Raw genomic sequence first — 21972 nt, 5'->3', positions numbered from 1 at the left:
TCGTCGCGTATATTTCGATTTCCGGCAATTGCCGCGGTGCAGCGTGCCGCGCATGACCGTGCTTCGTGACACATCCAGTTGAAAAAACGGTCGCGAGCGACAAGAAAATGGTTCAACGGCCGAGTCGGCCCCTCACAGTAGAGACGGTGTCCCCATGAACGATCATCAGCAACCGGCAGCCGGTTCGCTTCCCGCCGCGCAGGGCATGTACGACCCTGCGAACGAGCATGACGCCTGTGGCGTCGGCTTCGTCGCCCATATCAAGGGGAAAAAGAGCCACGAGATCATTCAGCAGGGTCTCAAGATTCTCGAAAATCTCGACCACCGCGGCGCGGTCGGCGCCGATCCGCTGATGGGCGACGGCGCCGGTATCCTGATCCAGGTGCCGGACGGTTTCTATCGCGAAGAAATGGCCAAGCAGGGCGTAACGTTGCCGCCGGCTGGCGAATACGGCGTCGGCATGATTTTTCTGCCGAAGGAGCATGCGTCGCGTCTCGCGTGCGAGCAGGAGCTCGAGCGCACGGTGAAGGCCGAAGGCCAAGTGGTGCTGGGCTGGCGTGACGTGCCCGTCGATTCCAACATGCCGATTTCGCCGACCGTGAAGGCGAGCGAGCCGCTGATCCGCCAGATTTTCATCGGCCGCGGCAAGGACATCGTCGTGACGGACGCGCTCGAGCGCAAGCTGTACATCATCCGCAAGACGGCGAGCCATCGCATTCAGGCGCTCAAGCTCAAGCACGGCAAGGAATATTTCGTGCCGTCGATGTCGTCGCGCACCGTCGTCTACAAAGGTCTTCTGCTGGCGGGTCAGGTCGGCGTGTACTACCGCGACCTGCAGGACGAGCGTGTCGTGTCGGCGCTCGCACTCGTGCACCAGCGCTTCTCGACCAACACGTTCCCTGCGTGGGAACTGGCGCACCCCTACCGGATGATCGCGCACAACGGTGAAATCAACACCGTGAAGGGCAACGTCAACTGGCTGAACGCGCGCACCGGCGCGATCGCGTCCTACGTGCTCGGCGACGACTTGCCGAAGCTCTGGCCGCTGATCTATCCGGGCCAGTCGGACACGGCGTCGTTCGACAACTGTCTCGAACTGCTCGTGATGGCCGGCTACCCGCTCGTCCACGCAATGATGATGATGATCCCGGAAGCCTGGGAACAGCACACGCTGATGGACGACAACCGTCGCGCGTTCTACGAATATCACGCCGCGATGATGGAGCCGTGGGACGGCCCGGCCGCGATCGCGTTCACGGACGGCCGCCAGATCGGCGCTACGCTCGACCGTAACGGCCTGCGTCCGGCGCGCTATCTCGTCACCGACGACGACCTCGTGATCCTGGCGTCGGAATCCGGCGTGCTGCCCATTCCCGAATCGAAGATCGTCAAGAAGTGGCGTCTGCAGCCGGGCAAGATGTTCCTGATCGATATGGAGCAGGGCCGCATCATCGAGGACAAGGAACTGAAGGACAACCTGTCTAATGCGAAGCCGTACAAGAGCTGGATCGACGCCGTGCGCATCAAGCTCGATGAAATCGAGCCGAAGGCCGAAGACGTCGAAACGCAACGCCGCGAAGCCGCCGCGCTGCTCGATCGTCAGCAGGCGTTCGGCTACACGCAGGAAGACCTCAAGTTCCTGATGGCGCCGATGGCGCAGTCGGGCGAAGAGGCCGTGGGCTCGATGGGCAACGACTCGCCGCTCGCGGTCATGTCCAACAAGAACAAGACGCTCTACAACTATTTCAAGCAGTTGTTCGCGCAAGTGACGAACCCGCCGATCGATCCGATCCGCGAGAACCTCGTCATGTCGCTCAACTCGTTCATCGGTCCGAAGCCGAACCTGCTCGACACGACCAACATCAATCCGACGATGCGTCTCGAAGTGTCGCAGCCCGTGCTCGACTTCAAGGACATCGCGAAGATCCGCGCGATCGACAAATACACCGGCGGCAAGTTCAGCTCGTACGAACTGAACATCTGCTATCCGGTGGCGTGGGGCAAGGAAGGTATCGAGGCACGCATCGCGTCGCTGTGCGCGGAAGCGGTCGATGCCGTGAAGTCCGGCTACAACATTCTGATCGTGTCCGATCGCAAGATGGACCGTGACAACGTCGCCATCCCGGCGCTGCTCGCCACCTCGGCGATTCACTCGCATCTCGTCGCGCACGGTCTGCGCACGAGCACGGGTCTCGTCGTGGAAACGGGCTCGGCGCGCGAGACGCATCACTTCGCGCTGCTCGCGGGCTACGGCGCGGAAGCCGTTCACCCGTACCTCGCGCTCGAAACGCTCGCCAACATGGCCGAAGGCCTGAAGGGCGATCTTTCGGCGGACAAGGTCATCTACAACTTCACGAAGGCGGTCGGCAAGGGCCTGTTGAAGGTCATGTCGAAGATGGGCATTTCGACGTACATGTCCTACACCGGCGCGCAGATCTTCGAAGGCGTCGGCCTGTCGACGGAGCTGGTCGAGAAGTACTTCAAGGGCACGGCGACGAAGGTCGGCGGCATCGGCCTGTTCGAAGTGGCGGAAGAGGCGATCCACCTGCATCGCGACGCATTCGGCGACAACCCGGTCCTCGCGACCATGCTCGACGCGGGCGGCGAGTATGCGTACCGCGTGCGCGGCGAAGAGCACATGTGGACGCCGGACGCGATCGCCAAGCTGCAGCATTCGGCCCGCAGCAACTCGTATCAGACGTACAAGGAATACGCGCACATCATCAACGACCAGACGAAGCGTCACATGACGTTCCGTGGCCTGTTCGAGTTCAAGGTCGAGCCGTCGAAGGCGATTCCGCTCGACGAAGTCGAATCGGCGAAGGACATCGTCAAGCGCTTCGCAACGGGCGCGATGTCGCTCGGCTCGATCAGCACGGAAGCGCACGCCACGCTCGCTGTCGCGATGAACCGCATCGGCGGCAAGTCGAACACGGGCGAAGGCGGCGAGGACGAAACGCGTTATCGCAACGAACTGCGCGGCATTCCGATCAAGAACGGCGACACGCTGCAATCGATCATCGGCAAGGAAGTCATCACCGACATCCCGCTGAAGGACGGCGATTCGCTGCGCTCGAAGATCAAGCAGGTCGCGTCGGGCCGGTTTGGCGTGACGGCGGAATATCTGTCGTCGGCGGACCAGATCCAGATCAAGATGGCGCAGGGCGCGAAGCCGGGCGAAGGCGGTCAGCTTCCGGGCCACAAGGTGTCCGATTACATCGGCAAGCTGCGGTATTCGGTGCCGGGCGTCGGCCTGATTTCGCCGCCGCCGCACCACGACATCTATTCGATCGAAGACCTCGCGCAACTGATTCACGATCTGAAGAACGTGAACTCGTCGTCGAGCATTTCGGTGAAACTCGTGTCGGAGGTCGGTGTCGGCACGGTTGCCGCCGGTGTGGCGAAAGCGAAGGCGGATCACGTCGTGATCGCGGGTCACGACGGCGGCACGGGCGCATCGCCGTTGTCGTCGCTGAAGCACGCGGGCACGCCGTGGGAACTCGGCCTCGCCGAAACGCAGCAGACGCTCGTGCTGAACCGGCTGCGCGGACGCATCCGCGTGCAGGCCGACGGCCAGATGAAGACCGGCCGCGACGTCGTGATCGGCGCGCTGCTCGGCGCGGACGAGTTCGGCTTCGCGACGGCGCCGCTCGTCGTCGAAGGCTGCATCATGATGCGCAAGTGCCATCTGAACACGTGCCCGGTCGGCGTCGCGACGCAGGATCCGGTGCTGCGCGCAAAGTTCTCAGGGCAGCCGGAGCACGTCGTCAACTTCTTCTTCTTCGTTGCGGAAGAAGTGCGCGAGATCATGGCGCAGTTCGGTATCCGCAAGTTCGACGACCTGATCGGCCGCGTCGATCTGCTCGATATGAAGAAGGGCATCGAACACTGGAAGGCGAAGGGTCTCGACTTCTCGCGCATCTTCTATCAGGTGCCGGTCGGTGAGGACGTCGCGCGAAAGCATGTCGACGTGCAGGATCATGGGCTCGACAAGGCGCTCGATCACGTGCTGATCGAGAAATCGAAGGCGGCGATCGAGAAGGGCGAGCATGTCTCGTTCATCCAGCCGGTGCGCAACGTGAACCGCACGGTCGGCGCGATGCTGTCCGGACTCATCGCGAAGAAGCACGGTCACGACGGCCTGCCCGACGACTCGATCCACATCCAGTTGAAGGGCACGGCCGGCCAGAGCTTCGGCGCATTCCTTGCGAAGGGCGTCACGCTGGATCTCGTCGGCGACGGCAACGACTATGTCGGCAAGGGCCTGTCGGGCGGGCGCATCATCATTCGCCCGACCAACGACTTCCGCGGCAAGTCCGAGGAAAACATCATCTGCGGCAACACGGTGATGTACGGCGCGATCGAAGGCGAATCGTATTTCCGCGGCGTGGCGGGCGAGCGCTTCTGCGTGCGCAACTCGGGCGCGACGGCGGTCGTCGAAGGCACGGGCGATCACGGCTGCGAATACATGACGGGCGGCACGGTGGTCGTGCTCGGCGAGACGGGCCGCAACTTCGCGGCGGGCATGTCGGGCGGCATCGCATTCGTGTACGACCCGGACGGCATGTTCGCGGGCAAGTGCAACAAGTCGATGGTCGCGCTCGATCCGGTGCTGCAGCAGGCCGAACAGGAGCGCACGGTGGATCGCGCGCTGTGGCACGGCGGCAAGACGGACGAAGCACTGCTCAAGGGCCTGATCGAGCGTCACTTCCAGTTCACCGGCTCGCCGCGTGCGAAGTCGCTGCTCGAGAACTGGGATTCGGCTCGCCGCCAGTTCGTCAAGGTGTTCCCGACCGAGTACAAGCGCGCGCTCACCGAGCTCGGCGCGAAAAAGTCGAAAGACGCCATCGCGGCTTGAAGCGGTTTTATATATAGAAGGCCTTCCCGATGCGAGCGCGTCGGGAAGCAGGTCCCTCACTGTACACAGAGAAAGAAATGGGCAAGGCAACCGGTTTTCTCGAATTCGAACGCCGCCACGAGGCATACGAACCACCGCTGACCCGCGTCAAGCATTACAAGGAATTCGTCGCCGCACTGACGGATGAAGACGCCAAGATTCAAGGCGCGCGCTGCATGGATTGCGGCATCCCGTTCTGCAACAACGGCTGTCCGGTCAACAACATCATTCCGGATTTCAACGATCTCGTGTTCCAGCAGGACTGGAAGAGCGCGATCAACGTGCTGCACTCGACCAACAACTTCCCGGAGTTCACGGGCCGCATTTGTCCGGCGCCGTGCGAAGCGGCTTGCACGCTCGGCATCAATGACGATCCGGTCGGCATCAAGTCGATCGAGCACGCGATCATCGACAAGGCATTCGCCGAGGGCTGGGTCGTGCCGCAGCCGCCGAAGCACAAGACGGGCAAGAAGGTCGCGGTCGTCGGTTCGGGCCCCGCGGGCCTCGCGGCCGCGCAACAGCTCGGGCGCGCGGGGCACGAAGTGGTCGTGTTCGAGAAGAACGATCGCATCGGCGGTCTGTTGCGTTACGGCATCCCCGACTTCAAGCTGGAGAAGTGGCTGATCGACCGCCGCATGCGTCAGATGGAGGCGGAGGGCGTGTCGTTCCGCACGAACGTGTTCATCGGTCGTGATCCGTTGCCGGCGTACATCGGCAACACGGCGAAGGAAACGATCACGCCGGACGAACTGAAGGAACAGTTCGACGCGGTCGTGATCGCGGGCGGCTCGGAAACGCCGCGCGATTTGCCGGTGCCGGGTCGCGAGCTGGAAGGCATCTACTATGCGATGGAATTCCTGCCGCAGCAGAACAAGGTCAACGCCGGCGACAAGCTGACGGATCAACTGCTGGCGAAGGGCAAGCATGTGGTCGTGATCGGCGGCGGCGATACGGGTTCTGACTGTGTGGGCACGTCGAATCGTCACGGCGCAAAGAGCGTGGCGCAGTTCGAACTGCTCGCGCAGCCGCCCGAGGAAGAGAACAAGCCGCTCGTCTGGCCGTATTGGCCGATCAAGCTGCGCACGTCGTCGTCCCATGAGGAAGGTTGCGATCGCGACTGGTCCGTGGCGACGAAGCGCTTCGAAGGCAAGAACGGCAAGGTCGAGAAGCTGATCGCGGTGCGCGTCGAGTGGAAGGGCGGCAAGATGCAGGAAGTGCCGAATTCCGAATTCGAACTGAAGGCCGATCTCGTGCTGCTCGCGATGGGCTTTACGCAGCCGGTTTCGCCGGTGCTGGAGGCGTTCGGCGTCGAGAAGGATGCGCGCGGGAATGTGCGTGCCGCAACCGAAGGCGACAAGGCGTATTACACATCGGCGGACAAGGTGTTCACGGCGGGTGACATGCGCCGTGGTCAGTCACTGGTCGTCTGGGCGATTCGCGAAGGACGTCAGTGCGCGCGATCGGTCGATGCGTATCTGATGGGGTCGAGCGAGTTGCCGCGATAAGGCGCCGGGCATCGATGCGAAGGCCACGCGGTTGCGTGGCCTTTTTGTTTTGGCTGCGGCGCGGATCAAACCTCCGCCATCGCCCGCTCGATCTCGATCTTGTAGTCATGGAACATCGCCACCGACTCGCGATGCGCCACGCTCAGAATCGCCGCCTTCGGCAGCCGCTCGACGAGCGTGTTGTAGATATGCAGTTCGTTCTCGGCGTCGAGCGCGCTGGTCGCTTCATCGAGGAACACGAAGTCGGGCTTGTGGAGCAGTACGCGCGCCGCGGCGAGACGCTGCTGCTCGCCCGGCGACAGGCTCCGCGCCCAGTGCGCGCTTTCGTCCAGCCGATCCGCATAAGCTTCGAGATTGCACATGCGCAGCACTTCGCGCGATTCGTCGTCGCCGAAGGTGCCGCCGGGCGACGGATACGAAAGCGCCGCACGCAGCGTCCCGATCGGCAGATAGCTCATCTGCGGGATGAACATCATCTTTGCGTCGACGGGCGCGTCGATCGTGCCGTCGCCGAACGGCCACAAGCCCGCCAGCGCGCGCATCAACGTGCTCTTGCCCGATCCCGACGGCCCGACGACGAGCCAGCGCGAGCCCGGCTCGATCGACACGTTCGCCACGCGCGAGAGCGGCGTACCGTTGGGAAGCGCGAGCATGAGGCCGTTCGTCGTGAGCGACGGCGTGCTCGTGTAGTGCAGGTTGATGCCCCCGTGCTCCGTCGCCGGCGACGTTTCCTCGCGGATATGCGTCGAGCGCATCACGCGCTTGAATTCGCGCAGACGGTTGACGGTGGCGCGCCATTCGACCAACGTCGAATAACTGTTGATGAACCATGAAAACGAATCGCTGACCGTGCCGAACGCCGATGAAATCTGCATCAGCACGCCGAACGAAAACGCGCCCGCGAAGTAGCGCGGCGCGGCGACCATGATCGGAAAGATGATCGCGATCTGTCCGTAGAAGCTCAACACGAAAGTCATGCGCTTCGTGTACTTCATGATGAGCCACCAGTTGTCGCGGATGCGCTGGAAGATGGTCTTTGCGTTGGCGGTTTCGGTGGAGATGCCATCGTAGAACGCGATCTGCTCGGCGTTTTCGCGCACGCGAATCAGCCCGAAGCGAAAATCCGCTTCGACTTTCTGCTGCTGATAGTTGATCGACACGAGCGGATGCCCGACCTTCTGGATGATCAGCGAACCGAGAATCGCGTAGAGCGCGGCGGCCCACACCATGTAGCCGGGAATCGTGACCGGTGTGGCGCCGAGCGAGAAGGTGAGCGCGCCCGCGATGGTCCAGAGAATCGTGATGAAGGTAACGAGTGTGACGAGCGTCGAAAGCAGGTCGAGGGACAGCGAAAGCGTGGTGGTGGCGAAGGACTGCAGGTCGTCGGAAATACGCTGGTCGGGGTTGTCGGCGAGGCGATCGCGCTCGATGCGGTAGAACGCCTTGTCGCCGAGCCATTGCTCCAGAAACCTGTTGGTGAGCCACTGCCGCCAGCGAAACGCGAGCATCTGCCGCAGATAACGCCCGTACACCGCGAGCAGGATGTACGCGAACGCGAGGCCCGTGAAGATCAGCAGCAGATGAGGAAAGTCCCTGACGTTCTTGTTCTGCAGCGCGTTATAGAAGTCGGCGTTCCAGCTATTGAGCCGGACATTGATCCACACGACCGTCATGTTGATCGCGATGATCGCGACGAGCAGACCCCACGCGACACCGCGCTCCTCGGAAACCCAGTACGGCTTGATGAGGCTCCACGCCGAGACTTCGTCGGCCTTCTGCTGTGTGCTTTCGGTACGAATGTTGGTCATGAGCTTCCTGCTGATGCGCCCCGGGGCGCCCGATTGTTACGTCCGCGGCCAGGTCGCGCGCGCTTTTTCCGGCCCCGCGAATTGTTCCGGGATTGTCTTAACGTCCGCTTAATTTCGCGCGATCGTGCGGCGAACCGTGTTCGCGGCATTGTGCCAGAGTGCCGGCGCGGGCGATAAAAGGCGGGCAATCCCGGTTTGCAGCGCCTTCGCCTTTCATGTTTTAATGATCCTCGACGAAACAGGGGTGCTTCGCGCGCATCGGCGGCCGGAACGGTCGGCAGCGCGGCGAGGCTGAGAGAGACCCTTTGCACCCGATCCGGGTAATACCGGCGAGGGAAGTTTCCGGAGAACGCGCGAGTCACGCGCCATTCCTCCAGTCTCTTCCAGTATTTTCTTTCCGCCCGGCACCTTTCATCCATGCCGAGCCGGTCTCTCCGCTGATTTCGTCCTTGTGATGCGGCGCCGCGCCCGCACGGTCGAGATCGCGTACTTCGTCTCCTCGTCCAGTGCAGCGTCGGGCCCTTTGGAGACAGCGAATTGAACAGGATCGAACAGGGCGCACCGCGCCGGGAGGATTTCGCCGTCGTCGGCGGCGGGCTCGTCGGGCGGCTCGTCGCCTGGCAACTCGCTGGCGCGGGCCATGACGTCGCGCTCTACGAACGCGGCGACGCAGCGGGCACGCAGTCGGCTGCGTGGGTCGCCGCCGCGATGCTAGCGCCGCTCGCCGAGGCGGCGAGCGCGGAGCCGCTCGTCGTCGGGCTAGGGGCGGCGTCGCTCGAACGCTGGCCGCGTCTCATCGCGCAATTGCCCGAGCCGGTCTTCTTTCAGCGCAACGGAACGCTCGTCGTCTGGCACGGCGCGGATCGCGCGGAGGCGCCGCTGTTCGAGCGCCGCTTGCGCGCCAATTCGCCCGCCGACTTGCTCGATGGCGGGTTCGTCAAGCTCGCGGGCGCGCAGGTCGCGCAAGCCGAACCGGCACTGGGAACGCGTTTCGCGCAGGGCTGGCTGCTGCCGAACGAGGGTCAGCTGGATAACCGGCAGGCCTTGAGCGCGCTCGCGGCCGGCCTCACGGCGCGCGGCGTGCGCACGTACTGGAACACGCCGGTCGACGCCATGCCCGACGCCCGCTGGATCATCGATTGCCGCGGCTTGGGCGCAAAACCCGCGTGGCCCGCACTGCGCGGCATCCGGGGCGAAGTCGCGCGCGTGCATGCGCCGGGCATTGGGCTTTCGCGGCCCGTGCGGTTGCTGCATCCGCGCTATCCGCTCTATATCGCGCCCAAGGAGAACGATCTGTACGTGATCGGCGCGACGGAAGTGGAAGGAGAAGACATGTCGCCCGTAAGCGTGCGCTCGGCGCTGGAACTGCTGAGCGCCGCTTTCGCCGTGCATCCGGGCTTCGGCGAGGCGCGCATCCTTGAACTGAATTCGCATTGCCGGCCGACCTTGCCGGATCATCGGCCGGCCATCGTCTGGGACGGGGCGCGGACCGTGCGCGTGAACGGCCTGTACCGCCACGGCTTCATGATCGCGCCCGAAGTCGCAGATGTGGCGAGCTGTCTAGCGGAGGCGCTCGTTTCAGGCGACGTCGCCGATGCCGGGACCTTCGCCGATTTCCGCGGCGCCGCGCGCTGGCCCGAGCTGCTGCACGGCGCGTTCTCGGTCGCGCCCGCGCTGTCGCATTGAGCAAGAGACCAAAGCCATGAACATCCATATCAATCAGCGCGTCTTCGATTTGCCCGACGACGTCACCGTCACTCAAGCGCTCGCCGCGTTCGGCGCGAAGCCGCCATTCGCAGTCGCCTTGAACGGCCAGTTCGTGGCGCGCGGCGAGCACGCCACGAAAACGCTCGCCGCCGGCGACAAGCTCGATGTCGTGTCGCCCGTCGCGGGCGGCTGAACTCCGAACCGAAGGATCGAATCATGACCATCTCCACCGCCGACGTTCTCACGCTCTACGGCGAGACCTTTCCGAGCCGCGTGCTGCTCGGCACCTCGCGTTATCCGTCGCTGCAATCGCTTTCCGACTCCATCGACGCCGCTCGGCCAGGCATGGTCACGGTCGCGTTGCGCCGCCAGTCGGAAACGGGCGAAGCCGGCTTTTTCGATGTTTTGAAGCGCCACGGCGTCGCACTGCTTCCCAACACGGCCGGCTGCCAGAGCGTCGACGAGGTGCTCACGACCGCCCGCATGGCGCGCGAAGTCTTCGAGACGCCCTGGATCAAGCTGGAGCTGATCGGCGACGATTACACGCTGCAGCCCGATCCGATCGGCCTCGTCGAAGCGGCGGCGAAGCTGATTCGAGAGGGCTTCAAGGTGCTGCCGTATTGCACGGAGGACCTGGTGATCGGCCGGCGTCTGCTCGATGCGGGCTGCGAGGCGCTGATGCCGTGGGGCGCGCCGATCGGCACCGGTAAAGGCGTCACCAATCCGTACGGGCTGCGCACGCTGCGCGAGCGGCTGCCGGATGTGCCGCTAATCGTCGATGCCGGTCTCGGTGTGCCGTCGCACGCCTGCCAGGTGATGGAATGGGGCTTCGACGGCGTGCTGCTCAATACGGCCGTATCGCAGGCGACTTTCCCGCCGCAGATGGCGCGAGCCTTCGCGCTCGGCGTCGAAGCGGGACGCACGGCATTCCTCGCCGGGCCGATGGCCGAGCGCGACAGCGCGCAGGCGAGCACGCCGGTCGTCGGTATGCCGTTCTGGCATCAGGACGGAGGCGCGGCATGAGCTTGCTGAATCACGAAGTTTTCTGGCCGCCCGCCGACGAGTTGATCGAAGTCGCCGAGCGGATTCGCGCGCGTCTCGGCGAATGGCCCGCGGCTGAAACGCGCTGGCGCATTTGCCTGACCGCGCCGGAATCGCCGAAGGCCGGCGATCTGATCGTTATCGAGGCGCACGACGCGGACGCCGCCCGGCTCGCAAAAAGCGGCGCGGCCGTGCTCGATGCACGCGAAGGGCGGGTCACGCTGTATCGCGGCGACGAACGCTTCGCGCTGGAAGGCGAATGGGCCGACGATTGGCTGGCCGCTCTGGCCGCTTTCCTCGATTGCAACTTCGAACCGCACGACGCGCTCACGCTCGCGCTCGCCTGGCGCGCGGGCGACGAGAACAAGGCCGACGCCTGGCCCGTCGATTTCGCGACGTTCCCGCGTGTCGCCGATCTGCCGGCGGCGCCCGAAGGCGGCTTTCCGGCTTGTCCTGATCGGCTCGGCCTGTATCCGGTGCTGCCGAGCGCGGACTGGGTCGAACGCGTGCTGGAGTTCGGCGTGCGCACCGCGCAATTGCGCCGAAAATCGACCAATACCGACGACTTGCGGCGCGAAATCGCACGCTCGGTCGAGGCAGGGCGCCGGCATGATGCGCAACTTTTCATCAACGATCATTGGCGCGAAGCGATCGCCGCGGGCGCGTACGGTGTGCATCTCGGCCAGGAAGACGTGCAGTCGGCCGATCTGAACGCGATCGCAAAGGCCGGCGTGCGACTCGGACTGTCGACGCACGGCTATTACGAGATGCTGCGCGCGCTGCATTTCAAGCCGAGCTATCTCGCGCTCGGCGCGGTTTTCCCGACCACGACCAAAGTCATGCCGACCAGGCCGCAAGGGCTCGCGCGGCTCAGACGCTACGTGCAGCTTCTCTCGGGGCGCGTACCGCTCGTTGCGATCGGCGGAATCGACGCCGGCGTGATGCCGGACGTCCTCGCAACGGGCGTCGGCAGCGCGGCGGTCGTGCGCGCGGTCACGGAGGCGTCGGACGCGGCAGGGGCGGTCTCGTCGTTGCAACAAATGTTTGCTGGTCAACGGTAAAGAATCCCAAAAGCGAAGGAGCGAGGACCTAGGCAAAGCACCGATTGCGCGCAGGCCCTATAATTCGGCCTCTTGCGTCAACGGAATCTCTTACCCAGTGCCTGCTTCTTCCGAGACTCTGCTAGAGCTGCGCGACGTCGATTTCGGCTACGGCGACCGGCTCGTACTGTCGAACCTGAACATGCGCTTCACGCGTGGTCAGGTGGTCGCGGTCATGGGCGGCTCAGGCTGCGGCAAAACCACGACCTTGCGTCTGGTCGGCGGCCTCGTGAAGGCGAGCCGCGGCCAGGTCATGTTCGACGGACAGGACGTCGGCGCGCAGACGCGCGATGGCCTGTACGCGCTGCGCCGAAAGATGGGCATGCTGTTCCAGTTCGGCGCGTTGTTCACCGACCAGACCGTGTTCGAGAACGTGGCGTTTCCGCTGCGCGAGCACACCGATCTGCCTGAAGCGCTGGTCCGCGATCTCGTGCTGATGAAGCTGAACGCAGTCGGTTTGCGCGGCGCGCGCGATCTCGCGCCGTCGGAAATTTCGGGCGGCATGGCGCGCCGCGTGGCGCTCGCCCGCGCGATCGCGCTGGACCCCCAGCTCATGATGTACGACGAGCCGTTCGCCGGCCTCGATCCCATTTCGCTCGGCATCACGGCGCAACTCATTCGCACGATCAACGACGCGCTCGGCGCAACGTCCATTCTCGTCACGCACGACGTGCCTGAATCGTTCGCCATCGCCGACTACGTGTATTTCATCGCGAACGGCGGCATTCACGCCGAAGGCACGCCGGCGGAACTGCGCGCTTCGCAGGACCCGACCGTGCGGCAGTTCATCGACGGCACGCCGGACGGCCCGTTCAAGTTTCACTACGCGAGCACGTCGCTCGCCGCGGATTTCGGCATCGGAGGGCAGGCATGATCAGCGCGCTCGGACGCTGGGTGCTCGACGGTTTCGGCACCGCAGGCTACGCGACGCGCATGTTCCTGCGCCTCGTGTTCGAATTTTTTTCGCTGTTGCGGCGCCCGCGCCTCGTTACGAAACAGATCCACTTCGTCGGTAATTATTCGCTCGTCATCATCGCGGTGTCGGGATTGTTCGTCGGCTTCGTGCTCGGCTTGCAGGGCTACTACACGCTGAGCCGCTATGGCTCGGAGCAGGCGCTCGGCCTGCTCGTTGCGCTGTCGCTCGTGCGCGAGCTCGGGCCGGTCGTCACGGCGCTGTTGTTCGCGGGGCGCGCGGGCACGTCGCTCACTGCCGAAATCGGGCTCATGAAGGCAGGCGAGCAACTCACCGCGATGGAAATGATGGCCGTCGACCCGCTCAAGGTGGTCGTCGCGCCGCGCATGTGGGCGGGCATCATCGCCATGCCGGTGCTGGCCGCCATTTTCAGCGCGGTCGGCATTATCGGCGGCTACGTCGTCGGCGTAATGCTGATCGGCGTCGATCCGGGCGCCTTCTGGTCGCAGATGCAAGGCGGCGTGGACGTGTGGCGTGATGTCGGCAATGGCGTCATCAAGAGCATCGTGTTCGGCTTCGCGGTGACGTTCATCGCGCTGTTCCAGGGCTACGAGGCGAAACCGACGCCGGAAGGCGTGTCGCGCGCGACGACGAAAACCGTCGTGTACGCGTCGCTCGCCGTACTCGGGCTCGATTTCCTGCTGACCGCATTGATGTTCAGCTAATGGACCAAGCGCAGGCGCCGGGCACGGCGCGGGCGTTGTGAAGGGCACAGACCGTCACGCGCCATCTGCGAAAAGATTCTCTTTGGGAAGACGATGAAAAAGACTGCTCTCGACTTTTGGGTCGGCCTCTTCGTGGTGCTCGGTTTCGTGGCGCTGCTCTTTCTCGCGCTGAAGGCGGGCAACATGAGCTCCCTGTCGTTCCAGCCAACCTACGCGGTGAAACTCAAGTTCGACAACATCGGCGGGCTCAAGGCGCGCGCGCCCGTCAAAAGCGCGGGCGTGACGGTCGGGCGCGTCGGCGGCATCGGCTTCGACTCGAACACCTATCAGGCCGTCGTCACGATCGATATCGACAAGCAGTACCAGTTTCCGAAGGACTCGTCCGCGAAGATCCTGACCTCGGGTCTGCTCGGTGAGCAGTACATCGGCCTCGAGCCGGGCGGCGACGATCAAATGCTGAAGAACGGCGACACCATCACGATGACGCAATCGGCCGTGGTCCTCGAAAATTTGATCGGCCAGTTCCTCTACAACAAGGCGGCGGATTCCGGCGCCTCGAAATCGTCGGCGGCGCCGGCAGCGCCCGCGCCCGCACCGGCTTTCCCGGGCGCGGCGAGCGCGATGGGCGCATCGGGTGCCACTGGGGCGAACGCCGCTTCGGCACCGGCTCAATAAGGAGAACAGCATGCAGGCGATGGGGATGCGGCGCGCAATCATCGTGGCGGGCGCAATCGCGCTCGCCGGCTGCGCGACGGTGACGACGCCGACCAAAGGGGACCCGCTCGAGAGCTACAACCGGACAATGTTCAAGATCAACGATACCGTCGATCAATATGCGTTGAAGCCGGTGGCGAAGGGTTACGTCTGGGCGGTGCCGGAGCCGGTGCGCAACAGCGTGACCAACTTCTTCTCGAATATCGGTGACGTCTACATCGCCGCAAACAATCTGCTGCAGTTGAAAGTTGCGGATGGCGTGTCGGACATCATGCGCGTCGCGATCAATACGGTGTTCGGCGTCGGCGGCCTGTTCGACGTGGCGACCATCGCGAAGCTGCCGAAGCACGCGGGGGATTTCGGCCTCACGCTCGGCCACTATGGCGTGCCGGCCGGCCCGTATGTCGTGCTGCCGCTGCTCGGGCCGAGCACGGTGCGGGATTCCGCCGGTCTCGTCGTCGACTACTTCGGCAATCCGCTCACCTATGTGAGCCCGGATTCGGTGAGCTGGGCGCTCTATGGCGTGAACCTCATCAATGTGCGCGCGAATCTGCTGGGCGCGACCGACGTGCTCGCCGATGCCGCGCTCGACAAGTACTCGTTCGTGCGTAACGCTTATCTGCAACGTCGTCAGTATCTGATCTCAGGCGGCGAAAGCAATATGCCGGATTACGGTGAAGCGCCGCTGCCGAACTACAGCGATGAGGGCGCGGCCCCCGCGCAAGGCGCATCGGCCACAGCGGTTCCGGGCGCCGCCGCCCCTGCTTCGGGCACGGCCGCAGCGCCCACGCCCGCGAGCGGTACCAGCAACACGGTGCCGGGCAACCAGTATGTGCCACCATCCGGTTTCCCTTCATTCCGCTTGCGTTGAGCGGGGTTTTGCTAACGCGCGGTAACATATCTAACGACGTTTCTTACGCTTTCGATACCGCGCCGCCTGAACTCGGATCAGGCGGCGCGCTCAAACCGAAGCCTCAACTTTTGCAGGATCTGTGATGAAAAAACTTCTACTTCTTCCCCTCTTCGCGATGTTCCTAGCGGTCTGCGGCGTGGCCTCGGCACAGAGCGTCGATTCGAGCGCGCCCGACACGATGATCAAGACGGTGACGCAGCAGGTCCTCGACGAGATCAAGTCGGACCCGAAGATCCAATCGGGCGATATCAACAAGATCACCGAGCTCGTCAACCAGAAGATCCTGCCGTACACGGATTTCACGCGCACGACGCGCCTCGTGATGGGCCGCAACTGGAATTCGGCGACGCCGGAGCAGCAAAAGCAGATCGTCGAGCAGTTCAAGATGCTGCTGATCCGCACGTACTCGGGCGCGCTCGCGCAGGTGCGCAACCAGACGGTGCAGTACAAGCCGTTCCGCGCGAATCCGGACGACACCGACGTCGTGGTCCGCTCGGTCGTGATGAACAACGGCTCGCCGGTCGAGCTCGACTATCGCCTGTACAAGACGGCGCAAGGCTGGCGCGTGTACGACATCAATGTGCTCGGCGCGTGGCTGATCCAGGCGTATCAACAGCAGTTCAACGAGCAGATCTCGCAGAACGGCGTGGGCGGTCTGCTGCAGTTCCTGACGCAGCGTAACCAGCAGCTCGCGAGCGGCAAGGCATCGTGAGCACGGCAGCTACAGGCGGCCGTTTCCAGACGGCCGCAACCCTGACCCACGAGAGCGCGAAGGCGGCGCTCGACTCGGGTCTGTCGCGCATCGCAGCAGGCGCGACCGAAGTCGATTGCGCGCCGCTCACGCAGTTCGACTCTTCCGCGCTCGCCGTGCTGCTTGCATGGCAGCGCGCCGCGACCGCGCTCGGCGCCGCGTTGGGCGTCGTCAATCTTCCTTCCGGGCTCGTGAGTCTCGCGCGAGCCTACGGCGTTGATACGCTCCTCTCGTTCCGACATTGATCCTGTTCTGACTTTCATGCAGAACGCGGCAGCGCGCTTCGCTGCCGCAATCAGGATCGCTCCGAAGTCGGCCCCAGCCGCTTTGCCCTATAATCAAACGTTTTTTTCGGGCCCCAACCCGGCCCTTTTTGGTCCAAGCCCGGGTCCGTGAAGCGAAAATCCGCACACTCGAGGCGCGGCCGCGCGCGGCGCGCGCACTGTCTACATGTCAGCCATAGAAATCCGAAACGTCAGGAAGCGCTACAAGGATCTCCAGGCGCTCAAAGGCGTGAGCCTCACGGTGGAAGAGGGCGAGTTCTTCGGCTTGCTCGGCCCCAACGGCGCGGGCAAAACCACGTTGATCAGCATTCTGGCCGGTCTGGCGCGCGCCGATAGCGGCACGATCTCCGTGCGCGGCCACGATGTCGTCAGCGACTTCCGGGCGGCGCGGCGCGCGCTCGGCGTCGTGCCGCAGGAACTGGTGTTCGATCCGTTCTTCACCGTGCGCGAGTCGCTCCGGATTCAGTCGGGCTATTTCGGCTTGCGCAACAACGACGACTGGATCGACGAGGTCATGGCCAATCTCGATCTCACCGAGAAAGCCGACGTCAATACGCGCGCGCTGTCGGGTGGGATGAAGCGCCGTGTGCTCGTCGCGCAGGCGCTCGTGCATCGTCCGCCCGTGATCGTGCTCGATGAGCCCACCGCCGGCGTCGATGTGGAGTTGCGCCAGACGCTCTGGAAGTTCATTTCGCGCCTGAATCGCGAAGGTCACACCATCGTTCTGACGACGCACTATCTCGAAGAAGCCGAATCGCTGTGCCACCGGCTCGCGATGCTTCGTCGCGGTGAAGTCGTCGCGCTCGAACGCACGAGCACGCTGTTACAGCGTTTCTCGGGCCTGCAGTTGTATCTGCGGCTCTCGAACGGAGCGTTGCCCGCCGACTTGCGCGCGCTCGAAGTCGATCCGCACGCGGTGTCTGGCGCGCAGCACTTGCTGCGCCTCGCGAGCTACGACGACGTCGAGCCGATTCTCGCGAAATGCCGCGCGGCAGGCTGCACGTTCGATGAAATCGAAGTGCGCAAGGCCGATCTGGAAGACGTGTTCGTGCAGGTGATGAACGAGCCGGAAGTGATCGAGGGGCTTTCATGAGCGGTTTCCAGACGTTGTTCTACAAGGAGCTGCTGCGCTTCTGGAAGGTTTCGTTTCAGACCGTCCTCGCGCCGGTCGTTACGGCGCTGCTGTATCTGACCATCTTCGGCCACGCGCTGTCGGGGCACGTTCAGGTGTATCCCGGCGTCGGCTACACGAGCTTTCTCGTGCCCGGCCTCGTCATGATGAGCGTGCTTCAGAACGCGTTCGCGAACAGTTCTTCGTCGCTGATCCAGTCGAAGATCACCGGCAATCTCGTGTTCGTGCTGCTGCCGCCGATCGCGCATTGGGAGATGTTCTTCGCGTATGTACTGGCATCGGTCGTGCGCGGACTGTGCGTGGGCTTCGGCGTGTTCATCGTGACGATATGGTTCATCCCGATGTCTTTTTCCGCGCCGTTCTACATCATTGCGTTCGCGATCCTCGGTTCGGGCATTCTCGGCACGCTGGGTTTGATCGCGGGCATCTGGGCCGACAAGTTCGATCAGTTGGCCGCGTTTCAGAACTTCCTGATCATGCCGCTCACGTTTCTTTCCGGCGTGTTCTACTCGACACATACGCTGCCGCCGCTGTGGCGCGCGGTGTCGCATCTGAATCCGTTTTTCTACATGATCGACGGCTTTCGCTACGGCTTCTTCGGCCTCTCCGACGTGAATCCGCTGGTGAGTCTCGGCATCGTCGGCGGATTCCTGGCCGTGCTGGCGCTGATCGCCGTGCGATTGCTCGCGAGCGGCTACAAGCTGCGTCACTAATTCAAGGAGACTTCCATGTTGCCGACTCCGGAGCAGGTGAAGGACTACATCGCTGGCGGCTTGTCCTGCCAGCATCTCGAAGTGGAAGGCGACGGCCAGCACTTTTTCGCGACCATCGTGAGCGATGCGTTCGTCGGCAAGCGGCTGATCGCGCGTCATCAACTGGTTTATGCGGCGCTCGGCGAGCGCATGCGCGAGGAGATTCATGCGCTGAGCATGAAGACCCTTACCCCCGACGAGTGGAAATCGGCCTGAGTCCACCCGGCGAAGCCAATCAGGTCACACGACTCAACTTACGTAACACCGGCATCACCGGCAGACAAAGGCAGTAAAGAGTGCGATTCATTCAAGATAACCGCGGCGCCGAAAACGGCTCCGCAGCAGGAAGCTCGGTCGAAGGACAAGCAATGGATAAATTGGTCATCACGGGGGGCGCGAAGCTCTCTGGCGAAATCACCGTATCGGGCGCGAAGAACGCGGCTTTGCCCATTCTTTGCGCAAGCCTTCTCACCGCCGATGACGTCCATCTGTCGAACGTGCCGAATCTCCAGGACGTGCGAACGATGATCAAGCTGCTGCGCCAGATGGGCGTGCAGTCGGAAGTCTCGGGCGACGGTCGCGTGAGCCTCAATGCATCGACAGTCGACAAGCTGATCGCGCCGTACGAAATGGTCAAGACGATGCGCGCGTCGATTCTCGTGCTCGGGCCGCTCGTCGCGCGCTTCGGCGAGGCGAAGGTGTCGCTGCCCGGCGGCTGCGCGATCGGCGCGCGTCCGGTCGATCAGCACATCAAGGGCCTGCAGGCGATGGGCGCCGAGATCAACATCGAGCACGGTTTCATCGAAGCGCGCGCGAAGCGTCTGAAGGGCGCGCGCATCATTACCGACATGATTACCGTCACCGGCACCGAAAATCTGCTGATGGCGGCGGTGCTGGCCGAAGGCGAGACGGTGATCGAAAACGCGGCGCGCGAGCCGGAAGTGAGCGACCTCGCGCATCTGCTCGTGAAGATGGGCGCAAAGATCGACGGCATCGGCACTGATCGTCTGGTGATTCAGGGCGTCGACAGGCTGCATGGCGCAAAGCATGACGTCGTGCCGGATCGCATCGAGGCTGGCACGTTCCTGTGCGCGGTCGCGGCTGCGGGCGGCGATGTCACCTTGCGCCGCGTGAGCCCGCACCTGCTGGACGCCGTGACGGCCAAGCTGCGCGAAGCGGGCGTCAGCATCGAGGAAGGCGACGACTGGATGCGCGTGCGCATGGACAAGCGCGCCGGCGCGGTGAATATCCGCACGTCGGAATATCCCGCGTTCCCGACCGACATGCAGGCTCAGTTCATGGCGCTCAACACGATCGCGAACGGCACGTCGCAAGTGGTCGAGACGATCTTCGAGAACCGGTTCATGCACGTGCAGGAACTGAACCGCCTGGGCGCGAACATCACGATCGACGGCAATACGGCGCTCGTCAGCGGCGTCGAGCAACTCTCCGGCGCGAAAGTGATGGCAACCGATCTGCGCGCGTCCGCGAGTCTCGTGATCGCTGCGTTGTGCGCGGACGGCGAAACGCTGATCGACCGCATCTACCATCTGGATCGCGGCTACGACCGCATGGAATCGAAACTGACGGCGGTCGGCGCGAACGTGCGCCGCATCAAGGGCAGCGGGAGCGAGCAATGAGCTCGCTGCCGCAGACGTCGTCGTCGGTGGAGCCGAGCGCGCCCCTCACGCTCGCGCTGTCGAAAGGGCGTATCTTCGAGGAAACGCTGCCGCTGCTCGCCGCCGCCGGCGTGCAGGTGGCCGAAGATCCGGAGAGTTCGCGCAAGCTGATCCTGCCGACCACGAACCCGAATCTGCGCGTGATCATCGTGCGCGCGACAGATGTGCCGACCTATGTGGAATACGGGGCGGCCGATTTCGGCGTCGCGGGCAAGGATGTGCTGATCGAGCACGGCGGCAGCGGCCTGTATCAGCCGATCGATCTGGACATAGCGCGTTGCCGGATGTCGGTGGCCGTGAAGGCGGGCTTCGATTACGCGAGCGCGGTGCGCCAGGGCGCGCGTTTGCGCGTCGCGACGAAGTACACCGAGACCGCGCGTCAGCATTTCGCGGCGAAGGGCGTCCACGTCGATCTGATCAAGCTGTACGGCTCGATGGAGCTCGCGCCGCTCGTCGGGCTCGCGGATGCGATCGTCGATCTGGTCAGTTCGGGCGGCACGCTGCGGGCGAACAATCTCGTCGAGGTCGAAGAGATCATGCAGATTTCATCGCGCCTCGTCGTGAACCAGGCGGCGCTCAAGCTGAAGCGCGCGGCGCTCAAGCCGTTCCTCGACGCCTTCGAGCGCGCCACCGTCGCAACAGGAAATTAGGCGAGCCGCAGGCCGCGGCGCGCCACCAGCAAAACGGAAAACCAGCATGTCTATCAAGATTCGCAAACTCGATTCCAGCACCGATGGTTTTCACAAGGCGCTGCGTGCCGTGCTCGCGTTCGAAGCGAGCGAGGACGAGGCAATCGAGCGTTCGGTCGCGCAAATTCTCGCGGATGTGAAGGCGCGCGGCGACGCGGCCGTGCTCGAATACACCAACAAGTTCGATCGTCTGAAGGCGGAGAGCGTCGCGGCGCTCGAATTGCCGCTGTCCGAAATGGAAGCCGCGCTCGAAGGGCTCGAGCCGAAGCGCCGCGCGGCGCTCGAAGCGGCGGCGGCGCGCGTGCGCGGCTATCACGAGAAGCAGCGCATCGAGTGCGGCAGCCATAGCTGGCAATACACCGAAGCCGACGGCACCGTGCTCGGCCAGAAAGTCATGCCGCTCGATCGCGCGGGCATCTACGTGCCGGGCGGCAAGGCGGCGTATCCGTCGTCGGTTTTGATGAACGCGATTCCGGCGCGCGTTGCGGGCGTCAAGGAGATCGTGATGGTCGTGCCGACGCCGGACGGCGTGAAAAATCCGCTCGTGCTCGCAGCGGCGCTGCTCGGCGGCGTGGACCGTGTGTTCACGATCGGCGGGGCGCAGGCGGTCGGCGCGCTCGCGTACGGCACGCAAAGCGTGCCCGCGGTTGACAAGATCTGCGGTCCGGGCAACGCGTATGTCGCGTCGGCGAAGCGCCGTGTGTTCGGCACGGTCGGCATCGACATGATCGCGGGGCCGTCCGAGATTCTGGTCATCTGCGATGCCACCACCGATCCCCGCTGGGTCGCGATGGACCTCTTCTCGCAAGCCGAGCACGACGAGCTCGCGCAATCCATCCTGCTGTGCCCGGACGACAACTTCATCCAGCGTGTCGAGGATGCGATCGTCGAACTGCTTCCGTCGATGCCGCGCCGCGATGTCATTCAGCGTTCGCTCGAAGATCGCGGCGCGCTCATCAAGGTGAAGGACATGGCCGAAGCGTGCTTGATCGCCAACGACATCGCGCCGGAGCACCTCGAAATTTCCGCGCTCGATCCGCATCAGTGGGCCGCGCAGATTCACAATGCCGGCGCGATGTTCCTCGGCCGCTACACGAGCGAAAGTCTCGGCGACTACTGCGCCGGCCCGAACCACGTGCTGCCGACGTCGCGCACCGCGCGCTTTTCGTCGCCGCTCGGCGTGTACGATTTCATGAAGCGTTCGAGCGTGATCGAAGTGAGCGCGGACGGCGCGCAGACGCTCGGCGAAATCGCGGCGGAACTGGCATACGGCGAAGGCTTGCAGGCGCATGCGCGCAGTGCGGAATACCGGATGAAAAACGTCGGCTGAAAAAATAGCCGGCCCGAATGAACAAGGCGGCC

Annotated in this window: 19 protein-coding genes and 1 riboswitch; of the genes, 18 read left to right on the top strand and 1 reads right to left on the bottom strand. The window is 63.9% G+C overall.

All coding sequences use genetic code 11. The annotated features are described in order from the left end of the window. The first annotated feature begins 154 nt into the window (after positions 1 to 154). The gene (locus NCS58_RS13190; protein ID WP_250477156.1) at positions 155 to 4858 is read left to right on the top strand and encodes a glutamate synthase-related protein; all 4704 of its coding nucleotides are present in this window, start codon (positions 155 to 157) and stop codon (positions 4856 to 4858) included. Between the two features lie 77 nt (positions 4859 to 4935). After that, a complete protein-coding gene (locus tag NCS58_RS13185) occupies positions 4936 to 6402 on the top strand; it encodes a glutamate synthase subunit beta (protein ID WP_250538562.1) in 1467 nt (488 codons plus the stop codon). Positions 6403 to 6467: 65 nt separating this feature from the next. Here the strand turns inward: NCS58_RS13185 and NCS58_RS13180 are convergent, their stop codons facing one another. After that, positions 6468 to 8210, bottom strand: a complete 1743-nt coding sequence (locus NCS58_RS13180) for an ABC transporter ATP-binding protein/permease (RefSeq protein WP_250538561.1) — start codon at positions 8208 to 8210, stop codon at positions 6468 to 6470. 230 nt (positions 8211 to 8440) lie between these two features. Beyond that, positions 8441 to 8565: riboswitch (TPP riboswitch) on the top strand. Between the two features lie 182 nt (positions 8566 to 8747). Between NCS58_RS13180 and NCS58_RS13175 the strand changes: the two genes are divergently transcribed. The 16 genes from NCS58_RS13175 to hisD all read left to right on the top strand — a co-directional run bounded on the left by NCS58_RS13175 (position 8748) and on the right by hisD (position 21940). Next, on the top strand, positions 8748 to 9896 hold the full coding sequence (locus NCS58_RS13175; protein ID WP_250538560.1) for an FAD-dependent oxidoreductase: 1149 nt from the start codon (positions 8748 to 8750) through the stop codon (positions 9894 to 9896). A 16-nt stretch (positions 9897 to 9912) separates the two neighbouring features. Then, positions 9913 to 10110 (top strand): sulfur carrier protein ThiS, encoded by a 198-nt coding sequence (gene thiS, locus NCS58_RS13170; protein WP_061120188.1) that lies wholly within the window; start codon positions 9913 to 9915, stop codon positions 10108 to 10110. 23 nt (positions 10111 to 10133) lie between these two features. Beyond that, complete coding sequence (locus NCS58_RS13165; protein WP_250477153.1) at positions 10134 to 10940, top strand: thiazole synthase; 807 nt, start codon at positions 10134 to 10136, stop codon at positions 10938 to 10940. Then, positions 10937 to 12019, top strand: a complete 1083-nt coding sequence (gene thiE / locus NCS58_RS13160) for a thiamine phosphate synthase (RefSeq protein WP_250538559.1) — start codon at positions 10937 to 10939, stop codon at positions 12017 to 12019. Before NCS58_RS13165 ends, thiE begins: the two co-directional genes overlap by 4 nt. Positions 12020 to 12116: 97 nt before the next feature. Next, complete coding sequence (locus NCS58_RS13155) at positions 12117 to 12932, top strand: ABC transporter ATP-binding protein (protein WP_061120186.1); 816 nt, start codon at positions 12117 to 12119, stop codon at positions 12930 to 12932. After that, positions 12929 to 13696: a lipid asymmetry maintenance ABC transporter permease subunit MlaE gene (mlaE, locus tag NCS58_RS13150; RefSeq protein ID WP_061120185.1), complete on the top strand. Its 768-nt coding sequence runs from the start codon at positions 12929 to 12931 to the stop codon at positions 13694 to 13696. The genes NCS58_RS13155 and mlaE overlap by 4 nt, the downstream gene beginning before the upstream one ends. Before the next feature lie 93 nt (positions 13697 to 13789). Further along, complete coding sequence (gene mlaD, locus NCS58_RS13145; RefSeq protein ID WP_061120184.1) at positions 13790 to 14371, top strand: outer membrane lipid asymmetry maintenance protein MlaD; 582 nt, start codon at positions 13790 to 13792, stop codon at positions 14369 to 14371. A gap of 10 nt (positions 14372 to 14381) precedes the next feature. Continuing rightward, a complete protein-coding gene (locus tag NCS58_RS13140) occupies positions 14382 to 15281 on the top strand; it encodes a VacJ family lipoprotein (RefSeq protein WP_250477151.1) in 900 nt (299 codons plus the stop codon). A gap of 124 nt (positions 15282 to 15405) precedes the next feature. Then, positions 15406 to 16035, top strand: a complete 630-nt coding sequence (locus NCS58_RS13135) for a phospholipid-binding protein MlaC (protein WP_061120182.1) — start codon at positions 15406 to 15408, stop codon at positions 16033 to 16035. Beyond that, positions 16032 to 16319: an STAS domain-containing protein gene (locus NCS58_RS13130; RefSeq protein ID WP_250538558.1), complete on the top strand. Its 288-nt coding sequence runs from the start codon at positions 16032 to 16034 to the stop codon at positions 16317 to 16319. The genes NCS58_RS13135 and NCS58_RS13130 overlap by 4 nt, the downstream gene beginning before the upstream one ends. 205 nt (positions 16320 to 16524) lie before the next feature. Beyond that, positions 16525 to 17451 carry an ABC transporter ATP-binding protein gene (locus NCS58_RS13125; protein ID WP_061120180.1) on the top strand — a complete coding sequence of 309 codons (927 nt, stop codon included), beginning with the start codon at positions 16525 to 16527 and terminating at the stop codon, positions 17449 to 17451. Continuing rightward, a complete protein-coding gene (locus NCS58_RS13120) occupies positions 17448 to 18203 on the top strand; it encodes an ABC transporter permease (protein ID WP_035506654.1) in 756 nt (251 codons plus the stop codon). The genes NCS58_RS13125 and NCS58_RS13120 overlap by 4 nt, the downstream gene beginning before the upstream one ends. 15 nt (positions 18204 to 18218) lie before the next feature. Continuing rightward, positions 18219 to 18458, top strand: coding sequence for a BolA family protein (locus NCS58_RS13115; RefSeq protein WP_035506651.1), 240 nt, complete (start codon positions 18219 to 18221; stop codon positions 18456 to 18458). 152 nt (positions 18459 to 18610) lie between these two features. Further along, the gene (murA, locus tag NCS58_RS13110; protein ID WP_061120233.1) at positions 18611 to 19882 is read left to right on the top strand and encodes a UDP-N-acetylglucosamine 1-carboxyvinyltransferase; all 1272 of its coding nucleotides are present in this window, start codon (positions 18611 to 18613) and stop codon (positions 19880 to 19882) included. Continuing rightward, positions 19879 to 20571 (top strand): ATP phosphoribosyltransferase, encoded by a 693-nt coding sequence (gene hisG / locus NCS58_RS13105; RefSeq protein WP_061120179.1) that lies wholly within the window; start codon positions 19879 to 19881, stop codon positions 20569 to 20571. Before murA ends, hisG begins: the two co-directional genes overlap by 4 nt. Positions 20572 to 20617: 46 nt before the next feature. Then, positions 20618 to 21940, top strand: a complete 1323-nt coding sequence (gene hisD, locus NCS58_RS13100) for a histidinol dehydrogenase (protein ID WP_250477148.1) — start codon at positions 20618 to 20620, stop codon at positions 21938 to 21940. The last annotated feature ends 32 nt before the right edge of the window (positions 21941 to 21972 follow it).

The organism is Caballeronia sp. INML3B (genome assembly GCF_023631305.1).
GTDB classification, from domain to species: Bacteria; Pseudomonadota; Gammaproteobacteria; order Burkholderiales; family Burkholderiaceae; genus Caballeronia; species Caballeronia turbans.
Note: the sequence above shows the minus strand (reverse complement) of the source record. Positions and strands in the feature narration are given on the sequence as shown.

Coding starts and splice junctions, on each gene's coding strand:
- NCS58_RS13190 (WP_250477156.1), top strand. CDS start 155: ATGAACGATCATCAGCAACCGGCAGCCGGTTCGCTTCCCGCCGCGCAG.
- NCS58_RS13185 (WP_250538562.1), top strand. CDS start 4,936: ATGGGCAAGGCAACCGGTTTTCTCGAATTCGAACGCCGCCACGAGGCA.
- NCS58_RS13180 (WP_250538561.1), bottom strand. CDS start 8,210: ATGACCAACATTCGTACCGAAAGCACACAGCAGAAGGCCGACGAAGTC.
- thiS (WP_061120188.1), top strand. CDS start 9,913: ATGAACATCCATATCAATCAGCGCGTCTTCGATTTGCCCGACGACGTC.
- NCS58_RS13165 (WP_250477153.1), top strand. CDS start 10,134: ATGACCATCTCCACCGCCGACGTTCTCACGCTCTACGGCGAGACCTTT.
- thiE (WP_250538559.1), top strand. CDS start 10,937: ATGAGCTTGCTGAATCACGAAGTTTTCTGGCCGCCCGCCGACGAGTTG.
- mlaE (WP_061120185.1), top strand. CDS start 12,929: ATGATCAGCGCGCTCGGACGCTGGGTGCTCGACGGTTTCGGCACCGCA.
- mlaD (WP_061120184.1), top strand. CDS start 13,790: ATGAAAAAGACTGCTCTCGACTTTTGGGTCGGCCTCTTCGTGGTGCTC.
- NCS58_RS13140 (WP_250477151.1), top strand. CDS start 14,382: ATGCAGGCGATGGGGATGCGGCGCGCAATCATCGTGGCGGGCGCAATC.
- NCS58_RS13135 (WP_061120182.1), top strand. CDS start 15,406: ATGAAAAAACTTCTACTTCTTCCCCTCTTCGCGATGTTCCTAGCGGTC.
- NCS58_RS13125 (WP_061120180.1), top strand. CDS start 16,525: ATGTCAGCCATAGAAATCCGAAACGTCAGGAAGCGCTACAAGGATCTC.
- NCS58_RS13120 (WP_035506654.1), top strand. CDS start 17,448: ATGAGCGGTTTCCAGACGTTGTTCTACAAGGAGCTGCTGCGCTTCTGG.
- NCS58_RS13115 (WP_035506651.1), top strand. CDS start 18,219: ATGTTGCCGACTCCGGAGCAGGTGAAGGACTACATCGCTGGCGGCTTG.
- murA (WP_061120233.1), top strand. CDS start 18,611: ATGGATAAATTGGTCATCACGGGGGGCGCGAAGCTCTCTGGCGAAATC.
- hisG (WP_061120179.1), top strand. CDS start 19,879: ATGAGCTCGCTGCCGCAGACGTCGTCGTCGGTGGAGCCGAGCGCGCCC.
- hisD (WP_250477148.1), top strand. CDS start 20,618: ATGTCTATCAAGATTCGCAAACTCGATTCCAGCACCGATGGTTTTCAC.